Here is an 18,858-nt window from a genome sequence, read left to right on the forward strand (position 1 = left end):
TTCGGGATGGAAATGACTGTCAAAGTAAGTATTGCCACGGTGTCAATCCTGCGCGAAGGCTTGGCTCAGGGCCGCGGCGTAAAGTACAAGCGCCTGGCCGAGGCCCTCGAAAAGAGCATCGGCGAAGGCTTGATCGAGCCCGGCAGCAAATTGCCGCCCCATCGTTTGTTGGCGGACAGCCTGGGCGTGACCATCGGCACCATCAGCCGTGCGTATGGCGAACTGGAGCGGGTTGGGTTGGTCGTGGCCCGTGTAGGAGATGGCACGTATGTGCGTCAGCGCGGGATGGAACGGCTGCGCGATTCTGGCTTTCGCAATGTCAGTGACGAGCCGCAGCCTTACTTCGATATGAGTCGGAATCAGCCGATTCCGGGGCAGGAAGCCGCCTTTCTGAGTCAGAGCCTGCAAGCCTTGGCCAGCGATCCGCGTACCTTGCAGATGATCAGCGGTTATACCGCCGATGGCGGACTATCCCGTCACCGAGCGGCAGGTGCCCACTGGCTGCGGCATCAGGCATTCGTGCCGAGCCCCGAGCAGGTCATTTGTGTCAATGGCGGTCAGCACGGTTTGTTGTGCGTATTGATGGCGCTGCTCAAGCCAGGCGATACCGTGGTGACCGAGCATTTGACCTATCCAGGGTTGATCAGCGTCGCCCGCATGCTCGGCATAAAACTGATCGGTGTCGGGATGGATGATGAAGGATTGCTGCCCGATGCGCTGTCGGACGTTTGCCAGCATCATCGGGTATCCGCGGTGTACTGCACGCCGACCATCCAGAATCCTACGGCGGCGGTGATGTCGGTCCCACGGCGCGAGGCGATTGCCGAAGTCTGTCGCCAGCACAATCTGCTGATCATCGAGGACGAAGCCCACGCCGTGCTGGCGCAGCAGCGTCCGTTGCCCTTGAGTCACTTTGCCCCGGAGCGCTCGGTGCTGATCGGCAGTTTGAGCAAGGCGGTTTCGGCCGGTTTGCGGGTTGGCTACTTGCACGCGCCGCTACCGTTGATCGGGCGACTGAGTGCGGCGTTGCGCGGGACGTGCTGGATGGCCAGTCCGCTGTCGATGGAGCTGGCGACTGCATGGATCGAAAACGGGATAGCCGGGCAGTTGCTGGAGCAGCAGATTGTCGAAATCAGCCGCCGCAAGCGGTTGGTCAGTGCCGTGTTAGAAGACGTCAGTTACAAGACTCATCCCCATAGCCCACACTTCTGGATCGAAGTGCCCGAGCCGTGGCGGGCTTCGCAGATTGCGGCGGAACTCAAGCAGAACAATTATCTGGTGGCGACCGCGGAGGCGTTTGCGGTCGGGCATGGGGCGGTGCCGCAGTTTGTTCGGGCGAGTGTGTGTAATTCGGCGGGGGATGATGGGTTGTTGATGCAAGGGTTTGAAGCGTTGGCGGGGGCACTGGCCGAGACCGTGTAATCGTTCTTCGCGGGCAAGCCCGCTCCCACAGGGATCTGAGTTGAATGCAAAATTCGAAAACTGCAGAGAAAACTGTGGGAGCGGGCTTGCCCGCGATGGCGATATATCAGGTGCCACAGAACTACTTGAATCGGCGCTCCACGCCTTTCTCCACCAGAATCTTCGCCGAAATCTCTTCCACGGAAAAATGCGTGGAATTGATATTGGGAATGTTCTCGCGGCGGAACAGGTTCTCCACTTCGCGCACTTCGAATTCGCACTGGGCGTAGCTCGAATAGCGGCTGTTGGGCTTGCGCTCGTTGCGGATGGCGGTGAGGCGGTCCGGGTCGATGGTCAGGCCGAACAGCTTGTGCTGGTGGGCACGCAGGGCGGCAGGCAGTTGCAGGCGTTCCATGTCGTCTTCGGTCAACGGGTAGTTGGCCGCGCGGATGCCGAATTGCATGGCCATGTACAGGCACGTCGGTGTCTTGCCGCAACGCGACACGCCCACTAGGATCAGGTCGGCCTTGTCGTAATAATGCGTGCGCGCACCGTCGTCATTATCCAGGGCGAAGTTCACCGCCTCGATGCGCTCCATGTAATTGGAGTTGGTGCCAATGGAGTGGGATTTGCCGACGGTGTAGGAAGAATGCTCGGTCAGTTCCTGTTCAAGCGGCGCCAGGAAGGTCGAGAAAATGTCGATCATGAAACCATTGGACGTTGCGAGGATCTCACGGATGTCTTGATTGACGATGGTGTCAAAGATAATCGGCCGGAAGCCGTCGGTTTCGGCGGCTTTGTTGATTTGTTGTACCATGGCCCGCGCTTTATCCACGTTGTCGATGTACGGACGCGTGAATTTGCTGAAGGTAATGTTTTCGAACTGCGCCAGGAGGCTTTGGCCGAGGGTTTCGGCTGTGATGCCGGTGCCGTCGGAAATAAAGAAAGCAGATCGTTTCATTTGCACCTTGGGCCTTAAGCTAATGATCATTCTTGGATATGATAGGCGCGATTTGCCGGCCGCCAGTGGCCCGCATTCTCACTTATTTTCCAGGTCCCGGCCATACAGCTGGCAAATGCTCCCCCGAGCCGCCGGCTTCTGAGCTTTTCCAACACAGTTAGTGGAGAGATCACCTTGGTAGAGTACGTAGTTTCCCTCGATAAGCTCGGCGTCCATGATGTAGAGCACGTAGGGGGCAAGAACGCATCCCTGGGCGAGATGATCAGTAACCTTGCAGGTGCCGGTGTATCGGTGCCCGGTGGCTTCGCCACGACAGCTCAGGCTTATCGTGATTTTCTGGAACTGAGCGGCCTGAACGATCAGATCCATGCCGCCCTCGACGCCCTGGACGTCGACGATGTCAACGCCCTGGCCAAGACCGGCGCCCAGATCCGTCAATGGATCATGGAAGCTGAATTCCCCGAGAAGCTCAACGCCGAGATCCGCACCGCGTTCGCCACGCTGTCGGCCGGCAACCCTGACATGGCCGTGGCCGTGCGCTCTTCCGCTACCGCCGAAGACCTGCCGGACGCTTCCTTCGCCGGTCAGCAGGAAACTTTCCTGAACATCCGTGGTGTCGAAAACGTCATTCGCGCCGCCAAAGAGGTGTTCGCCTCCCTTTTCAACGACCGCGCGATTTCCTACCGCGTCCACCAGGGCTTCGACCACAAGCTGGTGGCCCTGTCGGCTGGCGTGCAGCGCATGGTCCGCTCCGAAACCGGCACTGCCGGCGTGATGTTCACCCTCGATACCGAATCGGGTTTCCGTGACGTGGTGTTCATCACCGGCGCTTACGGCCTGGGTGAAACCGTCGTACAAGGCGCGGTGAACCCGGATGAGTTCTACGTCCACAAAGGCACGCTGGCAGCCGGTCGTCCGGCCATCCTGCGTCGCAACCTGGGCAGCAAGGCCATCAAGATGATCTACGGCGAAGTCGCCACGGCCGGTAAATCGGTCAAGACCATCGACGTGGACAAGGCTGATCGCGCACGTTTCTGCCTGAGCGACGCCGAAGTCAGCGAGCTGGCCAAGCAAGCAATGATCATCGAGAAGCACTACAAGTGCCCGATGGACATCGAATGGGCCAAAGACGGCGACGACGGCAAGCTCTACATCGTTCAGGCCCGTCCTGAAACCGTGAAGAGCCGTACCTCGGCCAACGTCATGGAACGCTACCTGTTGAAAGAAACCGGCACCGTGCTGGTTGAAGGTCGCGCCATCGGCCAGCGCATCGGCGCCGGCAAGGTCCGCATCATCAAGGACGTGTCCGAGATGGACAAAGTCCAGCCAGGCGACGTTCTGGTCTCCGACATGACCGACCCGGACTGGGAACCGGTCATGAAGCGCGCCAGCGCCATCGTCACCAACCGTGGCGGTCGTACCTGCCACGCGGCGATCATCGCTCGCGAACTGGGTATTCCGGCCGTGGTCGGTTGCGGCAACGCCACCCAGCTGTTGAAAGACGGCCAGGGCGTGACCGTTTCCTGCGCTGAAGGCGACACCGGTTACATCTTCGAAGGCGAACTGGGCTTCGACATCAAGAAAAACTCCGTGGACGCCATGCCTGATCTGCCGTTCAAGATCATGATGAACGTCGGCAACCCGGACCGCGCCTTCGACTTCGCGCAACTGCCGAACGCCGGTGTGGGCCTGGCCCGTCTGGAATTCATCATCAACCGCATGATCGGTGTCCACCCCAAAGCACTGTTGAACTACGACGGTCTGCCGCAGGAAATCAAGGACAGCGTCGACAAGCGCATCGCCGGCTACGACGATCCGGTCGGTTTCTACGTCGAGAAGCTGGTTGAAGGCATCAGCACCCTGGCCGCTGCGTTCACCCCTAAAAAGGTCATCGTGCGTCTGTCGGACTTCAAGTCCAACGAATACGCGAACCTGATCGGCGGCAAACTCTACGAGCCGGAAGAAGAAAACCCGATGCTGGGCTTCCGTGGCGCCTCGCGTTATATCAGCGAAGCGTTCCGTGACTGCTTCGAACTCGAGTGCCGTGCCATCAAGCGCGTGCGCAACGAGATGGGCCTGACCAACGTTGAAATCATGGTGCCGTTCGTCCGTACCCTGGGCGAAGCGAGCCAGGTGATCGATCTATTGGCTGAAAATGGCCTGGCCCGCGGCGAGAACGGTCTGCGCATCATCATGATGTGCGAACTGCCGTCCAACGCGATCCTCGCTGAAGAATTCCTTGAGTTCTTCGACGGTTTCTCCATCGGCTCCAACGACCTGACTCAGCTGACGCTGGGCCTGGACCGTGACTCCGGGATCATCGCTCACCTGTTCGACGAGCGTAATCCTGCGGTCAAGAAGCTGCTGGCCAACGCCATTGCCGCGTGCAACAAGGCCGGCAAATACATCGGCATTTGCGGTCAGGGCCCTTCGGACCACCCTGATCTGGCCAAATGGCTGATGGAGCAGGGCATTGAAAGTGTTTCGTTGAACCCCGATTCCGTACTGGAAACCTGGTTCTTCCTGGCTGAAGGTCAAGCTCCGGCTTGATGGTGTGAGTGAAGCCCCGGCCGGCGTAGTGGCTGGGGCTTTAAGAATCAAGTAGGGCGGGCTCCTCTGGATGCCGCCCTTTTTTGTGCAAGAGCATTATGCAAAGCAGCAGCAACCTATTTCCTGTCGCCCTGATCAGCGCCGAGCGGCGCGGCGATCTGAGCGAAGATGTCTATCGTTTGAAACCCGGCAACAGTCCTGATGGCACTGTGGAGTTGGCCGTGACCCGTTTGGGCATGGCGGACGTGCCCGCGCACGGTGGCGTGCCGGTGATTCTGCTGCACGGCAGCTTTTCCAATCGCCGGTTCTGGTTTTCTCCAAAGGGCCTGGGGCTCGGTGCCTACCTGACGCGTCTGGGATTCGATGTCTGGATTCCCGAAATGCGCGGCCACGGCCTGTCCCAGCGCAATCAGAACTACCGCAAGAACCGCGTTGCCGACTACGCCCGTTACGACCTGCCGGCCATTGGCGCCTTCGTGCGCGAGCAAAGCGGCCAGGTCCCGCACTGGATCGGTCACTCACTGGGCGGCATCACGCTGGCGGCGGCGCTGGGTGGGGAATACATCGGCGAGCCTGTCGTCGCGTCTGCGGCGTTCTTCGGAACGCAGGTCAGTCGCACGTACTGGCCGTTGAAGATTCCACCGGTGGAGTGGGGCGGGCGCTTCATCCTCAAGCGTTTCGCCCAGCTGTCCGGTTCACGGCTCAAGCGCGGCCCGGAGGACGAGCCGATTGGCCTGGCCCTGGAAAGCATGCGCTGGTATGGGCTGTTCGGGCGCTTCGGCGATGCAGACAAGGATTGGTGGGCGGGATTGGCGGAGGTTCAGTTGCCAGTGCTGACCGTGAGCGCCGCCGGCGATCATCAGGATCCGGCGTGGGCATGCCGCAAGCTGTTCGATCAAGTGGGTTCCGAGCACAAGCAATTTATCAACCTTGGCCGCGAGCAGGGCTTTGGCGATAATTTCGGTCACGTGGAAATGCTCGTCAGCAAAGCCGCTCAAGCCGAAGTCTGGCCGTTGGTGGCGCGCTGGCTGGCCGATCAGCAAACGCCTTTGCTGGGAGAAAAGCCGGTTTTGTCTGCGGTAGTCTGAGCCTGATGCTCTAACAAGGGCATTTCGCTCTGATCGGCTTGCGGCTAAGATATGACGCATTGAGCTGTTCCGGTCACTTTGCGACATCCTCGATTGTCTTCCTCTTTACAGGAGTTTCTCGATGAACCATTACCTTACGCCTGACCTGTGCGACACCTACCCGGAGCTGGTGCAGGTGCTGGAACCGATGTTCAACAATTTCGGCGGCCGTGACTCATTCGGCGGCGAAATCGTGACGATCAAGTGCTTTGAAGACAACTCGCGTGTCAAAGAGCAGGTCGAACTCAAAGGTAATGGCAAGGTGCTGGTGGTCGACGGTGGCGGTTCTCTGCGTCATGCATTGCTGGGTGACATGCTGGCCGAGAAAGCCGCAAATAACGGTTGGGAAGGGCTGGTGATCTACGGTTGCATCCGTGACGTCGATATCATCGCGCAGACCGATCTGGGCGTTCAGGCCCTCGCCAGTCACCCGAGAAAATCCGACAGGCGCGGACTCGGCGATCTCAACGTCCCTGTGACCTTTGCTGGCGTGACTTTCCATCCAGGTCACTACATTTACGCGGACAACAACGGCGTGATCATCTCGCCAAGCCCGCTGAAGATGCCTGAATAAAGCCGCGAATCAACAAAGGGGTGAGGATGTTCGAGGAAGACAACGCGCAGTGGGGGCTGGTGCATGCCCTGGTGCTGGATGGTAAAGGCGGTGCGCGTTCGATAGCCCGGACTGAACTCGATGACTTGCAGCTGCAGGCCCATGAAAGCCTGTGGCTGCACTGGGATCGCAGTCACCCGCAAACCCAGACCTGGCTGCGCAAATCCAGCGGTTTGAGTGAATTCAGCTGTGACCTGCTGCTCGAAGAGAACACCCGACCGCGTCTTTTGCCGCTGCCGGACTCCGAACTGCTGCTGTTTCTGCGTGGAGTCAACCTGAATCCTGGCGCGGAGCCGGAAGACATGGTCTCGGTGCGGATCTTCGCTTCTGCCCAGCGCGTCATTTCCCTGCGTTTGCGTCCATTGCGTGCCACCGATGAATTGCTGGTGCAGCTGGCCGATGGCAAAGGGCCGAAAACCGCCTCCGAACTCATCCTTTATATGGCTCAGTACCTCACCAATAAAGTGCAGGATCTGGTCAGTTGCCTCTCGGAAGTGGTCGATGAGGAAGAAGAAAAGCTGGATGCCGACGAACGGTATACGCCCGAGCACGGCGCCATTTTGCAGATTCGTCGAAGGGCCGCCGCGCTGAAACGTTTCCTTGCTCCGCAGCGGGATATTTTCGGACAGCTCACGCGGATCAAATTGCCCTGGTTCGTCGATGACGACGGCGATTACTGGAACGAATTGAACAACAGCCTGACCCGTTATCTCGAAGAGCTGGAATTGACCCGGGAGCGGGTGGGGCTGGTCCTCGAGGCCGAGGACAGACGTTTGAGCGTGCGCATGAACCGCACGATGTACCGCTTCGGGATCATCACCGGGATCTTCTTGCCGATGAGTTTTCTGGCCGGCCTGCTGGGGATAAATGTTGGTGGCATTCCGTTCTCGGAAAGCCCTTATGGCTTCCTGATCGCATGCCTGATGATGGTCTCGGTGGCGCTCGGTCAGTGGTGGTTATTCCGCCGTTTGCGCTGGGTGTGACGATGACTCATGTGACCCGGGCAAATTTGACCGCGTCTTTCACAGACATCACGAGAGGTGCGTATGCACGATCCGTTTGAACAGTCTTTGCGCGACATGCTGAACGCTTCGCCGTCTACCCGTGACGACGATGCGTGCCTTGGGCGTGTCCTGAAAACCGCCAACCGCCAGGTCGGCGCCGGCGATCTGTTCAGCCTGCTGGGCCGCTGGTTGCCCGCGCTGATGATTGCCCTCAATAACGGCTCGGCCCACGTCTCGCCGGTATCCCGCCACCGTAAACCTATCGTTCGCACCGCTGATAAGGCTGATTGAATATGGAACTTGATCTCTGGACTCAGAGCCTCGTCACTGCAATGACTGCGTTATGGACCAAGGTGGCAAATTTCATCCCGAACCTGTTCGGCGCACTGGTCGTGTTGCTGTTGGGTTTTGTCGTTGCGAAACTTTTGGATACTTTGCTGTCCAAGTTGCTCGCCAAGCTGGGCCTTGATCGCCTGATGGGCGGCACCGGTCTGACTAAATTGCTGTCCCGGGCCGGGCTTCAAGTGCCGATCTCGACCCTGATTGGCAAGATTGTTTATTGGTTCGTTCTGCTGATTTTTCTGGTTTCTGCCGCAGAATCCCTTGGACTTGAGCGAGTTTCGGCTACGCTGGACATGCTTGCGCTGTATTTGCCGAAGGTATTCGGCGCTGCGCTGGTGCTGCTGGTGGGTGTGTTGCTGGCGCAACTGGCCAATGGGCTGGTGCGTGGTGCCGCAGAAGGTGTAGGGCTGGATTATGCTGCGGGCCTGGGGCGAATTGCCCAGGGCCTGGTGATTATCATCAGTATTTCGGTCGCAATCAGCCAGTTGGAGGTCAAGACTGACCTGCTGAACCACGTGATTGTGATCGTATTGATTACCGTTGGTCTGGCGGTTGCGCTGGCGATGGGACTGGGAAGCCGGGAAATTGCCGGTCAGATTCTTGCGGGAATCTATGTGCGTGAGTTGTATCAGGTTGGGCAACAAGTGCGTGTTGGCGAGGTCGAAGGTCAGATCGAAGAGATCGGCACGGTTAAAACCACATTGCTGACCGATGAGGGTGAGCTAGTCTCTCTCTCCAATCGGATCCTCCTGGAGCAGCATGTGAGTAGCCGCTAACCCGGCAAACCCTGCTAATGTACGCCGCCGCAAAGTGCCCTGTAAGGGCTGCGGCGGACATTGACCTGACTGTCGGCCCGACTTGTTTTGAATAAAGCTCAATCGCTCTCCACGCGCTACGACCCCCGCGAGCTCTCTGATGAGGAGTTGGTCGCGCGCTCGCATACCGAGCTGTTTCACGTAACACGCGCCTATGAAGAACTGATGCGGCGTTACCAACGAACATTATTTAACGTCTGTGCACGATATCTGGGGAACGATCGCGACGCAGACGATGTCTGTCAGGAAGTGATGTTGAAGGTGCTGTATGGCCTGAAGAACTTCGAGGGCAAATCGAAGTTCAAAACGTGGCTCTACAGCATCACGTACAACGAATGCATCACACAGTATCGGAAGGAACGGCGAAAGCGTCGCTTGATGGATGCTTTGAGTCTGGACCCCCTCGAGGAAGCATCTGAAGAAAAGATGCCGAAACCCGAGGACAAGGGTGGACTCGATCGCTGGCTGGTGTATGTGAACCCGATTGACCGTGAAATTCTGGTGCTACGATTTGTCGCAGAGCTGGAGTTTCAGGAGATCGCAGACATCATGCACATGGGTTTGAGTGCGACAAAAATGCGGTACAAACGTGCTCTAGATAAATTGCGTGAGAAATTTGCAGGCGTTGCTGAAACTTAGTTCGGCGCAAATATCTCTTACGTGTAGGCAAGTTCTGATAGACTTGCCGCCGAGTTGTCCCCCGGTTTGCGGGACTGCTTCACAATCACCAGATGGGGATTTAACGGATGAAACTGAAAAACACCTTGGGCTTGGCCATTGGTTCTTTGATTGCCGCCACTTCGTTCGGCGCTCTGGCACAAGGCCAAGGCGCAGTTGAAATCGAAGGCTTCGCCAAGAAAGAACAATTCGACAGCGCTCGTAACTTCAAGAACAACGGCAACCTCTTCGGTGGTTCGGTTGGTTACTTCCTGACCGACGACGTTGAACTGCGTCTGGCCTACGACGAAGTGCATAACGTGCGTTCCGACGACAGTCGTAACATCAAGGGCGCTAACACCGCTCTGGACGCTCTGTACCACTTCAACAACCCGGGCGACATGCTGCGTCCGTACGTATCGGCTGGCTTCTCCGATCAAAGCATCGGTCAGAATGGCTCCGGCGGTCGTAACCGTTCCACTTTCGCCAACGTTGGCGGCGGTGCCAAGCTGTACTTCACCGAGAACTTCTACGCCCGTGCTGGCGTTGAAGCTCAATACAACATCGACCAGGGCGACACCGAGTGGGCTCCAAGCGTCGGTATCGGTGTGAACTTCGGTGGCGGCTCCAAGCCTGCTGCTGCTCCAGTTCCAGCACCAGCTGAAGTCTGCTCCGACAGCGACAACGATGGCGTGTGCGACAACGTTGACAAGTGCCCGGACACCCCAGCCAACGTAACTGTTGACGCTGATGGCTGCCCAGCAGTTGCTGAAGTTGTTCGTGTTGAGCTGGACGTGAAATTCGACTTCGACAAGTCGGTAGTCAAGCCTAACAGCTACGGCGACATCAAAAACCTCGCTGATTTCATGAAACAGTACCCATCCACCAGCACCACTGTTGAAGGTCACACTGACTCCGTCGGTCCTGACGCTTACAACCAGAAACTGTCCGAGCGTCGTGCAAACGCCGTTAAGCAAGTTCTGACCAACCAGTACGGTGTTGAATCGTCCCGCGTTCAGTCTGTTGGCTACGGCGAATCCCGCCCAGTTGCTGACAACAAAACTGACGCTGGTCGCGCTGTAAACCGTCGCGTAGAAGCGCAGGTTGAAGCTAACGCTAAGTAATTAGTCGCAGCTCTGAGAAAAGCCCGGCTTAGGCCGGGCTTTTCTTTGTCTGCGATTTGGTGAGTCAGGGCGATTCAGGCTAATTGATCGGCCGTCATCGCGGGCACCTCGCGCTCCCACAGGGATTGAGTGCCGCATGCTGCAACTGCGCCAATCACCAGGATCGCCGGGCTTTTCAATTCGAACGCTGAGGCGTCTTCTTCCATTGCCGTCAGATCGCTCCGACATTCCCGTTGGTGCGGCAGGGAAGCGTTTTCGATCATCGCCACCGGCGTATCCGCCGCCATCCCCCCAGCCAGCAGCTGCTCGCGAATCTCGCTCAACTTCGCCACGCCCATGTAAACCACCAACGTCGTGCCACCCTGGGCCAGGGCCTGCCAGTTCAGGCTGCTGCCATCCTGAGTGTGGGCGGTGACCAGTGTCACGCCACGTGCAACGCCTCTGAGGGTCAATGGAATATCGCATTGGGTCGCACCCGCCAGCCCGGCAGTGATGCCGTTGACCAGTTCGACTTCAACCCCGCGTTCGCGCAGCCACTGCGCTTCTTCACCGCCGCGGCCGAAGATGCAAGGATCGCCGCCCTTGAGCCGCACCACGCATTTGCCGTGGCGGACATAACGCAGCATCAGGCGATGAATGAAGGCTTGAGGCGTAGAGCGACAGCCGCCGCGTTTGCCCACGGGAATAATCCGCGCGCCGGGGCAATGCTCCAGCACCGCGTCATTGACCAGATCGTCGATCAACACCACATCCGCTTCTTTCAACGCCCGAACAGCCTTGAGGGTCAGTAATTCAGGGTCCCCGGGACCCGCACCCACCAGCCAGACTTTTGCGCTCATAGTGTTTTCCTCACGAGATGACGGCGATCGGCTGCGCAGTGGCGGCCAGCAAACGCTTGATTTCCGGTACGCAGGACCCGCATTGCGTGCCACAGCCCAATTCTTGTTTCAGGCCCTGCAAGTCCAGGCCACGGCTAATGCCGGCGCAGACCGCGCTTTGGCTGACGTTTTTGCAGTTGCACAGGGTTTTTGTGCCCGCTGCCGCTGTTCCAGGGTTGCCCGGTGGCGCGCTCAGCGGTGCCAGCAGCCAGCGCCGCAGTTGGTCGTCGGCACGCCCCTCGAGCCAAAGGTTTTGCAGCCAATGTTGGGCAAGGGTTTCGCCGGCCAGGCGAATCGCGGTGATACGGCCGCTTTCAATCCGCACGCGCTTGCCGATGGAACGCCGTGGATCGTCGTAGGCCAAAACCGGGCCTTCGTTGAGCCCCAGGCATTGATCGATGTCACGCAGCAGTTGCGCATCAGGCGCGACGGCGCTGGCAGCGCGTATCAGCAGCGCAGGACGCTCGCGGCCGATCAGGCTGAGGCTGGCGTAGGAAAACGCCTCACAGAGCGGTCGTAGCGTCTCAAAATGCTGTTGAACATTGCCCTCTATCAGCGCGAAGAGCTGCCAAGGCAGTTGCACGGGCTCGATTCGCACGCCGCTGTGTTTGAGTTCCGGTTGTTTCGACAGTGGATCGAATGCGGGCAGGGTGAGGGTATTCACGCCGCCCTTGAGAAAGCGGTCGCCAAAATGCATCGGCAGAAAGGCCTGGCCGGGCCGTACGCTGTCGTCACTGGCGACCGGCACGATCACCGCGCCACGACGACTTTTCAGGCTGACCAAATCACCGGGTTGCAGACGATGCCGACGCAGTTCATCCGGGTGCAGGCTCAGCACGGCTTCACTGACGTGACCGAACAGCTGCGCGGCGGTGCCGGTGCGGCTCATGCCGTGCCATTGATCGCGCAAGCGACCGGTAATCAGCGTCAGCGGGAAGCGTGCGTCGCGTTGTTCTTTGGCCGCGCGATACGGATCAGCCACAAACTGAGCGCGTCCGCTGGCGGTCGGGAAAATACCGTCCAGATACAGGCGAGCGGTGCCTTTGCTGGCGCCAATGGGGAAGGGCCATTGCTGAGGGCCGAGGCGGTCGATCAGCTCATGACTGATGCCGGACAGGTCCAGATCACGCCCGCGAGTCAGGTGTTTGTATTCGTCGAAGACCTGGGCTGGCGTTTCAAAGGCAAACAGGCTGTTTTGCCCAGGGCGCAGATGTTTTTCCAGGCGTTGTGCGAAATCCACCGTGATCGCCCAGTCGGCGCGGGCTTCACCGGGTGCGACGATGGCCCGGCGAACGTGGGAAATGCGCCGTTCGGAGTTGGTCACCGTGCCGTCCTTTTCGCCCCAACTGGCGGCGGGCAACAGCAGATCGGCGAATGCGGCGGTTTCGGTGGTGCGAAAGGCTTCCTGCAACACCACGAACGGGCAGGCTTCCAGTGCGGCGCGCACGGCGGTCTGGTCCGGCAGCGATTGGGCCGGGTTGGTGCAGGCGATCCACAGTGCTTTGATTTTTCCGCTACGAACCTGCTCAAACAACTCGATTGCGGTGAGCCCGGTGTGTTGGGGCAGTTGATCAACGCCCCAATAGGCCGCTACTTCCGCGCGATGCTCGGCATTGGCCGCTTCGCGATGGCCCGGCAGTAGGTTCGACAGACTGCCGGTTTCCCGTCCGCCCATGGCATTTGGCTGACCGGTCAGGGAGAAAGGTCCTGCACCGGGACGGCCGATTTGCCCGGTGGCCAGGTGCAGATTGATCAGCGCGCTGTTCTTGGCGCTGCCGGCAGTGGACTGGTTCAGCCCCATGCACCACAGCGACAGAAAACTCTTGGAGGTGCCGACCCATTCAGCGCACTCCTGCAATTGCTCGACGCTGATCCCGCAAAGCTGCGACACCATGGGCGGCGTGTAATCGCGCACCAGATTCTTCAGCTCGGCCAAGCCTTCTGTGTGAGCCTGGATGAAATCGCGGTCGATCCAGTCTTCCCACAGCAGCAGGTGCAGAATCCCATGGAACAACGCGACATCGGTCCCGGGAAGAATCGCCAGGTGCAGGTCAGCCAAATCGCAGGTGTCGGTACGACGTGGGTCAATGACGATGACTTTCATCTGCGGGCGGCGGGATCTGGCTTCTTCCAGGCGACGAAACAGTACCGGGTGGGCGTAGGCCATGTTACTGCCGACGATCATCACGCAGTCGCTCAACTCCAGGTCTTCGTAGCTGCACGGTGGGGCATCGGCCCCCAGGCTGCGCTTGTAACCGACCACCGCGGACGACATGCACAGCCGCGAATTGCTGTCGATGTTGTTGGTGCCCACCAGCGCTCGCGCCAGTTTGTTGAAGGCGTAGTAGTCCTCGGTCAGCAACTGCCCGGAAATGTAGAACGCCACGCTGTCCGGGCCGTATTCGGCGATGGTTTGGGCAAAGACATGGGTCGCGTGGTCGAGGGCGGTGTCCCAGTCGGTGCGGCTGCGGGCCAGGCCTTTGCCGAGGCGCAATTCGGGGTACAACGCTCGGGCGGTCAAGTCGCCGGTCAGGTGCAAGGTCGAGCCCTTGCTGCACAACTTGCCGAAGTTGGCCGGGTGGCTCGGATCGCCGCTGACGCCGAGGATGCGCTCGCCGTCATGCTCGATCAGCACGCCGCAGCCGACCCCGCAGTAGCAGCAGGTGGAAGCGGTGATCTGGCGGTTCATCAGCTTGCTTCCCGACCTTGGTGCCCTGCGTCGCCGAAAGCCTGCTCCGTAAACGAAGAGCTGCCAAACATCAGGTGATCGCGGATCTCGTCGATATCCTGGTTCTCACGAATCTGCCGGAAATACCAGCCGCCATCCGCCGTATCGCCGTACAGACAGGCGCCGACCAGCACGTCATCCTTGATCACCAGTTTTTTGTACACGCCGCCGATCGGGTCGGAGAGGGTGATGGTTTCGGTGCCTTCGCCGCCCATGAAGTCGCCGGCGGAAAACAGGTCGATGCCGGTGACTTTCAGTTTGGTCGACGTGACCGAGCCCTTGTAGGTGGCGAAGCCCAGTTGCGCAAGGTGGTTGGCGCAGACCTTGGCTTGCTCGAACAGCGGCGCGACCAAGCCGTAGGCCGTTCCTCGGTGGTTAGCGCATTCGCCGATGGCATAGACCCGAGGGTCGTAGGTTTGCATCGTGTCATTGACCAGAATCCCGCGATTGCAGGGAATGCCGGATTTTTCTGCCAGTTCAGTGCTAGGGCGAATACCGGCGGCCATCACCACCAGGTCGGCGGGGATGATGTCGCCGTTCTTGAATTCAACCGAACCGACCCGGCCATTGCCGGCATCGTGCAGGGCCTTTGTCTGCTCGCTTAAACGAAAATGCAGGCCGCGGGCTTCCAGAGCGGTTTGCAGGAGTTGACCGCTGGTTTTATCCAGTTGCCGCTCCAGCAACCACTCGCCAATGTGCACCACGGTGACGTGCATGCCGCGCAGCATCAGGCCATTGGCAGCTTCCAGACCGAGCAGGCCGCCCCCGATTACCACGGCGTGCTTGTGGGTTTTCGCAGTGTTGATCATGACCTGGGTGTCGGCGATGTCGCGATAGCCGATCACGCCCTGCAAAGTATTGCCGGGAATCGGCAGGATGAACGGGGTCGAACCGGTGGCGATCAGCAGGCGATCGTATTCGGCCTCGCTGCCGTCCTCGGCGATCACGCGGCGTTTGACCCGGTCGATCTCCACCACTTTGCGGTTGAGCAGTAACTTGATGTCGTTGTCCAGGTACCAGTCGAGATCGTTGAGCACGATCTCTTCGAAAGTCTGCTCACCGGCCAGAACCGGCGACAGCAGGATGCGGTTGTAGTTGGTATGGGGTTCGGCGCCGAAGACGGTGATGTCGTACAGCTCATTGCTCAGCTTGAGCAGTTCTTCCAGGGTACGGACCCCGGCCATGCCGTTGCCGATCATCACCAGTTTTAATTTTCTCATCAGGTTCTCCGGGGAGCTCGGACCCGCCTCATCAGGGCTTTCAGGTCGTGCTCGACAAATTTTGCGCAAACAAAAAAAGGCGTCCCGCTAGTTACCTAGCGAGGACGCCTTTGTCCTGGTCCCGTTCTCTCGGGAAGCGCATCCTTCGTCGTTGAAGGCTGGGCTTTATGTCTGTTGGGGGAAGTAATGCAGTGGTTGTGCCAAGTGCTTCAGGTTCCCGGATTTGAAGGGTTTTGTCGCGGTCTCGGCATTTGATGGGAACGCTTTTGCACCGATTAAATGCACGTTGCCCGCAATTGGCGCGGTTTCTGTAGCAGCTGCCGAGCTGCGCGAGGCTGCGTTCGGCGACGCAGTCGTCGTGAAATCAGCCTCTGCGGTGCGTCAGGAAAACCGCATTGGCAGGGTTTACGACGACTGCGTCGCCGAACGCAGCCTCGCGCAGCTCGGCAGCTGCTACAGGGGTTCAAGGTCAGCCATGAAATAGCAAAACCAGCAGCACCAGATTCAAAACCAACATCACCAGCGCCAACGTCCGCCACACCTTCAACGGCTCGCGCTCCAGCAGCGGTCTGGGCCGCACACTCAAACTGCGTCGCTCCCCCTGTTCCAACAGCAACAACCACTCTTCCGCCGTTTCAAAGCGCTGACCCGGATCCGCCGCCACCGCGCGTTCCAGGCTTTGGGCGATCCAGTCCGGCAGGTCGGGGCGGTAGCGGCTGGCGCTGACGGGCACGCCAAACCGTGGTCGCTGGAAGGCTTCGATCTCGCCGTAGGGGTAATGCCCGGTCAGCAGGAAATACAGGGTCACGCCGACGGCATACAAGTCTTGCTGCGGAGTCGGTGTATCACCGCGAAAGGCTTCCGGCGCAATGTAGCTCGGTGTTCCGGGCAGGGCCGTCGGCTGATCCTCGGACAGGCCCGGACAATAGGCGAGGCCGAAATCCAGCAGGCGCAACTCACCGTCGTCGCCCAGCAACAGGTTTTCCGGTTTGATGTCACGATGAAGAATCTGCCGGCGATGCAGCATGCCGACGGCCTTCAACAAGCGCTCGGCCAAATCCTGCCATTGCGCCAGCGGCAGCGCTGCGACCTGTTCGTGCAGGGCTGCCAGGGTCGATCCGGAATATTCGCGCATCACATAGTACAAATGCTGACGCTGGCTGGCGGCATGGACTTCAGGGAAATGCCGGCCAGCCACACGTTTGAGAAACCACTCCTCTGACAGCAATGCCTGCCCGGCCAGGTGATCGTCGCGCAGCGCAGCGGGCAGGGTTTTCAGCAGCCAGGGTTGTTGTTGGCTGTCGCGAACCCGATAGAGCAGCGACTGCTGGCTCTGACCAAGAATCCCTTCGACCTGCCAACCCTCGAACACCTGACCCGGTTTCAGTGCGGGTGGAAGGGGCCATTGCTGCAAATGAATCAGCGCATCGCCGATGCTCGTTTCACCGAGGGCATCGACCCGCACCAGCAGGGCACTGGCATTGTCCTGGCTGCCGGCCAGATGCGCTGCGCTGACCAGGGTTTGCGCAGCGCTGTGCAGGTCCGGTTGATCGCGCAGAATTGCCGCGATGGCGGTGTCGCCCAAGACTGCCCAGATACCGTCGCTGAGCAGCACGAAGCTTTCGTTTAACACCAATTCGCCATCGAGAAAATCCAGGACCAAATGCTGGTCGAGCCCCAGCGCCCGCTTGAGCACATGCTGCATGCCCGGTTGGTCCCAGACGTGATCCTCGCTGACCCGTTGCAACGTGTCCGCGTGCCAGCGATAAACCCGGCAATCGCCCACATGGGCCAGGGTAAAACGCCTGCCGCGCATGACCAAGGCACTGACCGTGGTGAGCAGCGGTTGCCCACCGCCATTGGCCTGCAGCCAGCGATTTTGCGCCAGCAGCAGGCGATCCAGCGCCTGGGCGACACCCCAGGTTTCCGGGGTGGCGTAATAGTCCAGCGCCAGTGCCTGCAAGGTCGAACGGGCGGCGAGACCGCCGTCGGCGCACTGGCTGACCCCGTCGGCGATGGCGAACAGGTAACCCTTGCTCGCCGCCAGCGCCGGGGCCGGAGTGACCAGGCGCAAGGCGTCCTGATTCTCCTCGCGAGGGCCGATGGCGCTCGCTTCGGCAAAGCTCAGTTGCAGGCTCATTAAGGCCTCAGACCCGGGCCGCAGTCACAGCGGCCGAACCCCAGGTGGTTCTCCAACGACGTTTCACCCCGTGCAGACCGAACCAGGCAAGTACGCCGAGGCTGGCGAACAACCACAAGGCCAGTTGATAGCTGCCGGTGCTTTGCTTGATCGCGCCCATGCCTGCCGCGAGCGCGAAACCACCGATGCCGCCGGCCATGCCGATCAAACCGGTCATCACGCCAATCTCCCGACGAAAGCGCTGCGGGACCAGTTGGAAAACCGCACCGTTACCCGCACCCAAACCGAGCATGGTGCAGACGAAAAGCGCCAGTGCCGCGTAGGAACTCGGCAGATTGAAGCCCACCGCCGCGATGCAGACCGCTGCGACCGTGTACATCCCCAGCAACGTGCGAATTCCGCCGAAACGGTCCGCCAGCGCGCCGCCCAATGGACGCATCAGGCTGCCACCGAACACGCAAGCCGCGGTGTAGTAGCCTGCGGTCACCGGGCTCAGGCCGTATTGGTCGTTGAAGTAGCCGGGCAGGGCGCTGGCCAGACCGATGAAGCCGCCGAAGGTCACGCTGTAGAAAAACATGAACCACCAGCTGTCGCGGTCGCCCAATGCCTTCAAGTAGTCGGACATGGACTTGGCTTTCGGCCGCTCAGGGGCGTTTTTGGCCAGCCAGGCGAAAACGATAATGGTCAGGATCAGCGGGATCAGGGCGAAACCGAACACGTTGCTCCAGCCAACTGCGGCCGCCAGCACCGGGGCGATTAATGCGGCGAGCACGGTGCCCGAGTTACCGGCACCGGCGATGCCCAGGGCTTTGCCTTGATGCTGCGGCGGATACCATTGCGAGGCCAGCGGCAGCGCGACGGCGAACGACGCACCGGCCATGCCGAGGAACAGGCCCAGCACCAGCGCTTGCTCGTAGCTGTGGATGCCGAGTTTCCAGGCACCGAACAGCGCACAGATAACGATCACCTGGCCGATCAACCCGGCGGTTTTCGGCGACAGGCGATCAGCCAGCAAGCCCATGACAAAGCGCAGTACGGCGCCGGCCAGAATCGGCGTGGCCACCACCAGCCCGCGCTGTTGGGTGGTCAGGTGCAGGTCGGCGGCGATCTGCACCGCCAGGGGGCCGAGCAGGTACCAGACCATGAAACTCAGGTCGAAATAGAGGAACGCTGCGAACAACGTCGGCTTGTGACCGGATTTCCAGAAGCTTGAATTCATCGCGCACCTCAGCTGTAGGGAGTCTCGAGAAGGAGTCAGTAGCTTGCAGGTGGGGCGCCGCCTCGGCCGCACCACCGGC

General features: G+C 59.8%; 15 protein-coding genes and 1 pseudogene. 10 read left to right on the plus strand and 6 right to left on the minus strand.

The features are described 5' to 3' along the window. The first annotated feature begins 12 nt into the window (after positions 1-12). Positions 13-1,422, plus strand: coding sequence for an aminotransferase-like domain-containing protein (locus tag ACYZT8_RS09230; RefSeq protein WP_461980483.1), 1,410 nt, complete (start codon positions 13-15; stop codon positions 1,420-1,422). Between the two features lie 121 nt (positions 1,423-1,543). On the opposite strand, the gene ppsR is transcribed toward ACYZT8_RS09230, so the two are convergent. Continuing rightward, complete coding sequence (gene ppsR, locus ACYZT8_RS09235) at positions 1,544-2,362, minus strand: posphoenolpyruvate synthetase regulatory kinase/phosphorylase PpsR (protein WP_090181892.1); 819 nt, start codon at positions 2,360-2,362, stop codon at positions 1,544-1,546. Between the two features lie 174 nt (positions 2,363-2,536). Between ppsR and ppsA the strand changes: the two genes are divergently transcribed. From ppsA to ACYZT8_RS09275, 8 genes are all read left to right on the plus strand, one after another. Then, positions 2,537-4,912 carry a phosphoenolpyruvate synthase gene (ppsA, locus tag ACYZT8_RS09240; protein WP_461957963.1) on the plus strand — a complete coding sequence of 792 codons (2,376 nt, stop codon included), beginning with the start codon at positions 2,537-2,539 and terminating at the stop codon, positions 4,910-4,912. A gap of 98 nt (positions 4,913-5,010) precedes the next feature. Next, positions 5,011-6,000 carry an alpha/beta fold hydrolase gene (locus ACYZT8_RS09245; protein ID WP_461980485.1) on the plus strand — a complete coding sequence of 330 codons (990 nt, stop codon included), beginning with the start codon at positions 5,011-5,013 and terminating at the stop codon, positions 5,998-6,000. A 121-nt stretch (positions 6,001-6,121) separates the two neighbouring features. Then, the gene (rraA, locus tag ACYZT8_RS09250; RefSeq protein WP_461957965.1) at positions 6,122-6,613 is read left to right on the plus strand and encodes a ribonuclease E activity regulator RraA; all 492 of its coding nucleotides are present in this window, start codon (positions 6,122-6,124) and stop codon (positions 6,611-6,613) included. Positions 6,614-6,639: 26 nt separating this feature from the next. Further along, entirely contained in the window at positions 6,640-7,635 is a 996-nt protein-coding gene (locus tag ACYZT8_RS09255) for a zinc transporter ZntB (protein WP_461980487.1), read from the plus strand. 63 nt (positions 7,636-7,698) lie between these two features. Continuing rightward, on the plus strand, positions 7,699-7,947 hold the full coding sequence (locus ACYZT8_RS09260; protein WP_461980489.1) for a CrfX protein: 249 nt from the start codon (positions 7,699-7,701) through the stop codon (positions 7,945-7,947). 2 nt (positions 7,948-7,949) lie between these two features. Continuing rightward, positions 7,950-8,774 (plus strand): mechanosensitive ion channel family protein, encoded by an 825-nt coding sequence (locus ACYZT8_RS09265; protein ID WP_008027407.1) that lies wholly within the window; start codon positions 7,950-7,952, stop codon positions 8,772-8,774. A gap of 87 nt (positions 8,775-8,861) precedes the next feature. After that, on the plus strand, positions 8,862-9,452 hold the full coding sequence (gene sigX / locus ACYZT8_RS09270; protein WP_429529663.1) for an RNA polymerase sigma factor SigX: 591 nt from the start codon (positions 8,862-8,864) through the stop codon (positions 9,450-9,452). A gap of 107 nt (positions 9,453-9,559) precedes the next feature. Beyond that, a complete protein-coding gene (locus ACYZT8_RS09275; RefSeq protein WP_461980492.1) occupies positions 9,560-10,594 on the plus strand; it encodes an OmpA family protein in 1,035 nt (344 codons plus the stop codon). A gap of 74 nt (positions 10,595-10,668) precedes the next feature. On the opposite strand, the gene cobA is transcribed toward ACYZT8_RS09275, so the two are convergent. The 3 genes and pseudogenes from cobA to ACYZT8_RS09290 form a co-directional block, all read right to left on the minus strand. Next, a complete protein-coding gene (gene cobA / locus ACYZT8_RS09280; protein ID WP_461980494.1) occupies positions 10,669-11,433 on the minus strand; it encodes a uroporphyrinogen-III C-methyltransferase in 765 nt (254 codons plus the stop codon). A 10-nt stretch (positions 11,434-11,443) separates the two neighbouring features. Then, positions 11,444-14,161, minus strand: coding sequence for a nitrate reductase (locus tag ACYZT8_RS09285; protein ID WP_461980496.1), 2,718 nt, complete (start codon positions 14,159-14,161; stop codon positions 11,444-11,446). 2 nt (positions 14,162-14,163) lie between these two features. After that, positions 14,164-15,420, minus strand: a pseudogene (locus ACYZT8_RS09290) (NAD(P)/FAD-dependent oxidoreductase); the annotation flags it as partial. Between the two features lie 223 nt (positions 15,421-15,643). Between ACYZT8_RS09290 and ACYZT8_RS09295 the strand changes: the two are divergent. Continuing rightward, positions 15,644-15,904 (plus strand): hypothetical protein, encoded by a 261-nt coding sequence (locus ACYZT8_RS09295; protein WP_461980498.1) that lies wholly within the window; start codon positions 15,644-15,646, stop codon positions 15,902-15,904. Here the strand turns inward: ACYZT8_RS09295 and ACYZT8_RS09300 are convergent. Together ACYZT8_RS09300 and ACYZT8_RS09305 are read right to left on the minus strand one after the other, a co-directional pair. Next, a complete protein-coding gene (locus ACYZT8_RS09300; protein ID WP_461980500.1) occupies positions 15,890-17,560 on the minus strand; it encodes a protein kinase domain-containing protein in 1,671 nt (556 codons plus the stop codon). The genes ACYZT8_RS09295 and ACYZT8_RS09300 overlap by 15 nt on opposite strands. 7 nt (positions 17,561-17,567) lie before the next feature. After that, a complete protein-coding gene (locus ACYZT8_RS09305; RefSeq protein ID WP_131060002.1) occupies positions 17,568-18,779 on the minus strand; it encodes a nitrate/nitrite transporter in 1,212 nt (403 codons plus the stop codon). Positions 18,780-18,858 lie beyond the last annotated feature (79 nt).

This window comes from Pseudomonas sp. LB3P93 (genome assembly GCF_054898025.1).

Bases quoted from the DNA above. Each gene is read 5' to 3' on its own strand.
- cobA (WP_461980494.1), bottom strand. From the start codon at position 11,433: ATGAGCGCAAAAGTCTGGCTGGTGGGTGCGGGTCCCGGGGACCCTGAA.
- ACYZT8_RS09255 (WP_461980487.1), top strand. From the start codon at position 6,640: ATGTTCGAGGAAGACAACGCGCAGTGGGGGCTGGTGCATGCCCTGGTG.
- ppsR (WP_090181892.1), bottom strand. From the start codon at position 2,362: ATGAAACGATCTGCTTTCTTTATTTCCGACGGCACCGGCATCACAGCC.
- ACYZT8_RS09275 (WP_461980492.1), top strand. From the start codon at position 9,560: ATGAAACTGAAAAACACCTTGGGCTTGGCCATTGGTTCTTTGATTGCC.
- ACYZT8_RS09230 (WP_461980483.1), top strand. From the start codon at position 13: ATGACTGTCAAAGTAAGTATTGCCACGGTGTCAATCCTGCGCGAAGGC.
- rraA (WP_461957965.1), top strand. From the start codon at position 6,122: ATGAACCATTACCTTACGCCTGACCTGTGCGACACCTACCCGGAGCTG.
- ACYZT8_RS09305 (WP_131060002.1), bottom strand. From the start codon at position 18,779: ATGAATTCAAGCTTCTGGAAATCCGGTCACAAGCCGACGTTGTTCGCA.
- ACYZT8_RS09265 (WP_008027407.1), top strand. From the start codon at position 7,950: ATGGAACTTGATCTCTGGACTCAGAGCCTCGTCACTGCAATGACTGCG.
- ACYZT8_RS09300 (WP_461980500.1), bottom strand. From the start codon at position 17,560: ATGAGCCTGCAACTGAGCTTTGCCGAAGCGAGCGCCATCGGCCCTCGC.
- ACYZT8_RS09245 (WP_461980485.1), top strand. From the start codon at position 5,011: ATGCAAAGCAGCAGCAACCTATTTCCTGTCGCCCTGATCAGCGCCGAG.
- ACYZT8_RS09260 (WP_461980489.1), top strand. From the start codon at position 7,699: ATGCACGATCCGTTTGAACAGTCTTTGCGCGACATGCTGAACGCTTCG.
- ACYZT8_RS09285 (WP_461980496.1), bottom strand. From the start codon at position 14,161: ATGAACCGCCAGATCACCGCTTCCACCTGCTGCTACTGCGGGGTCGGC.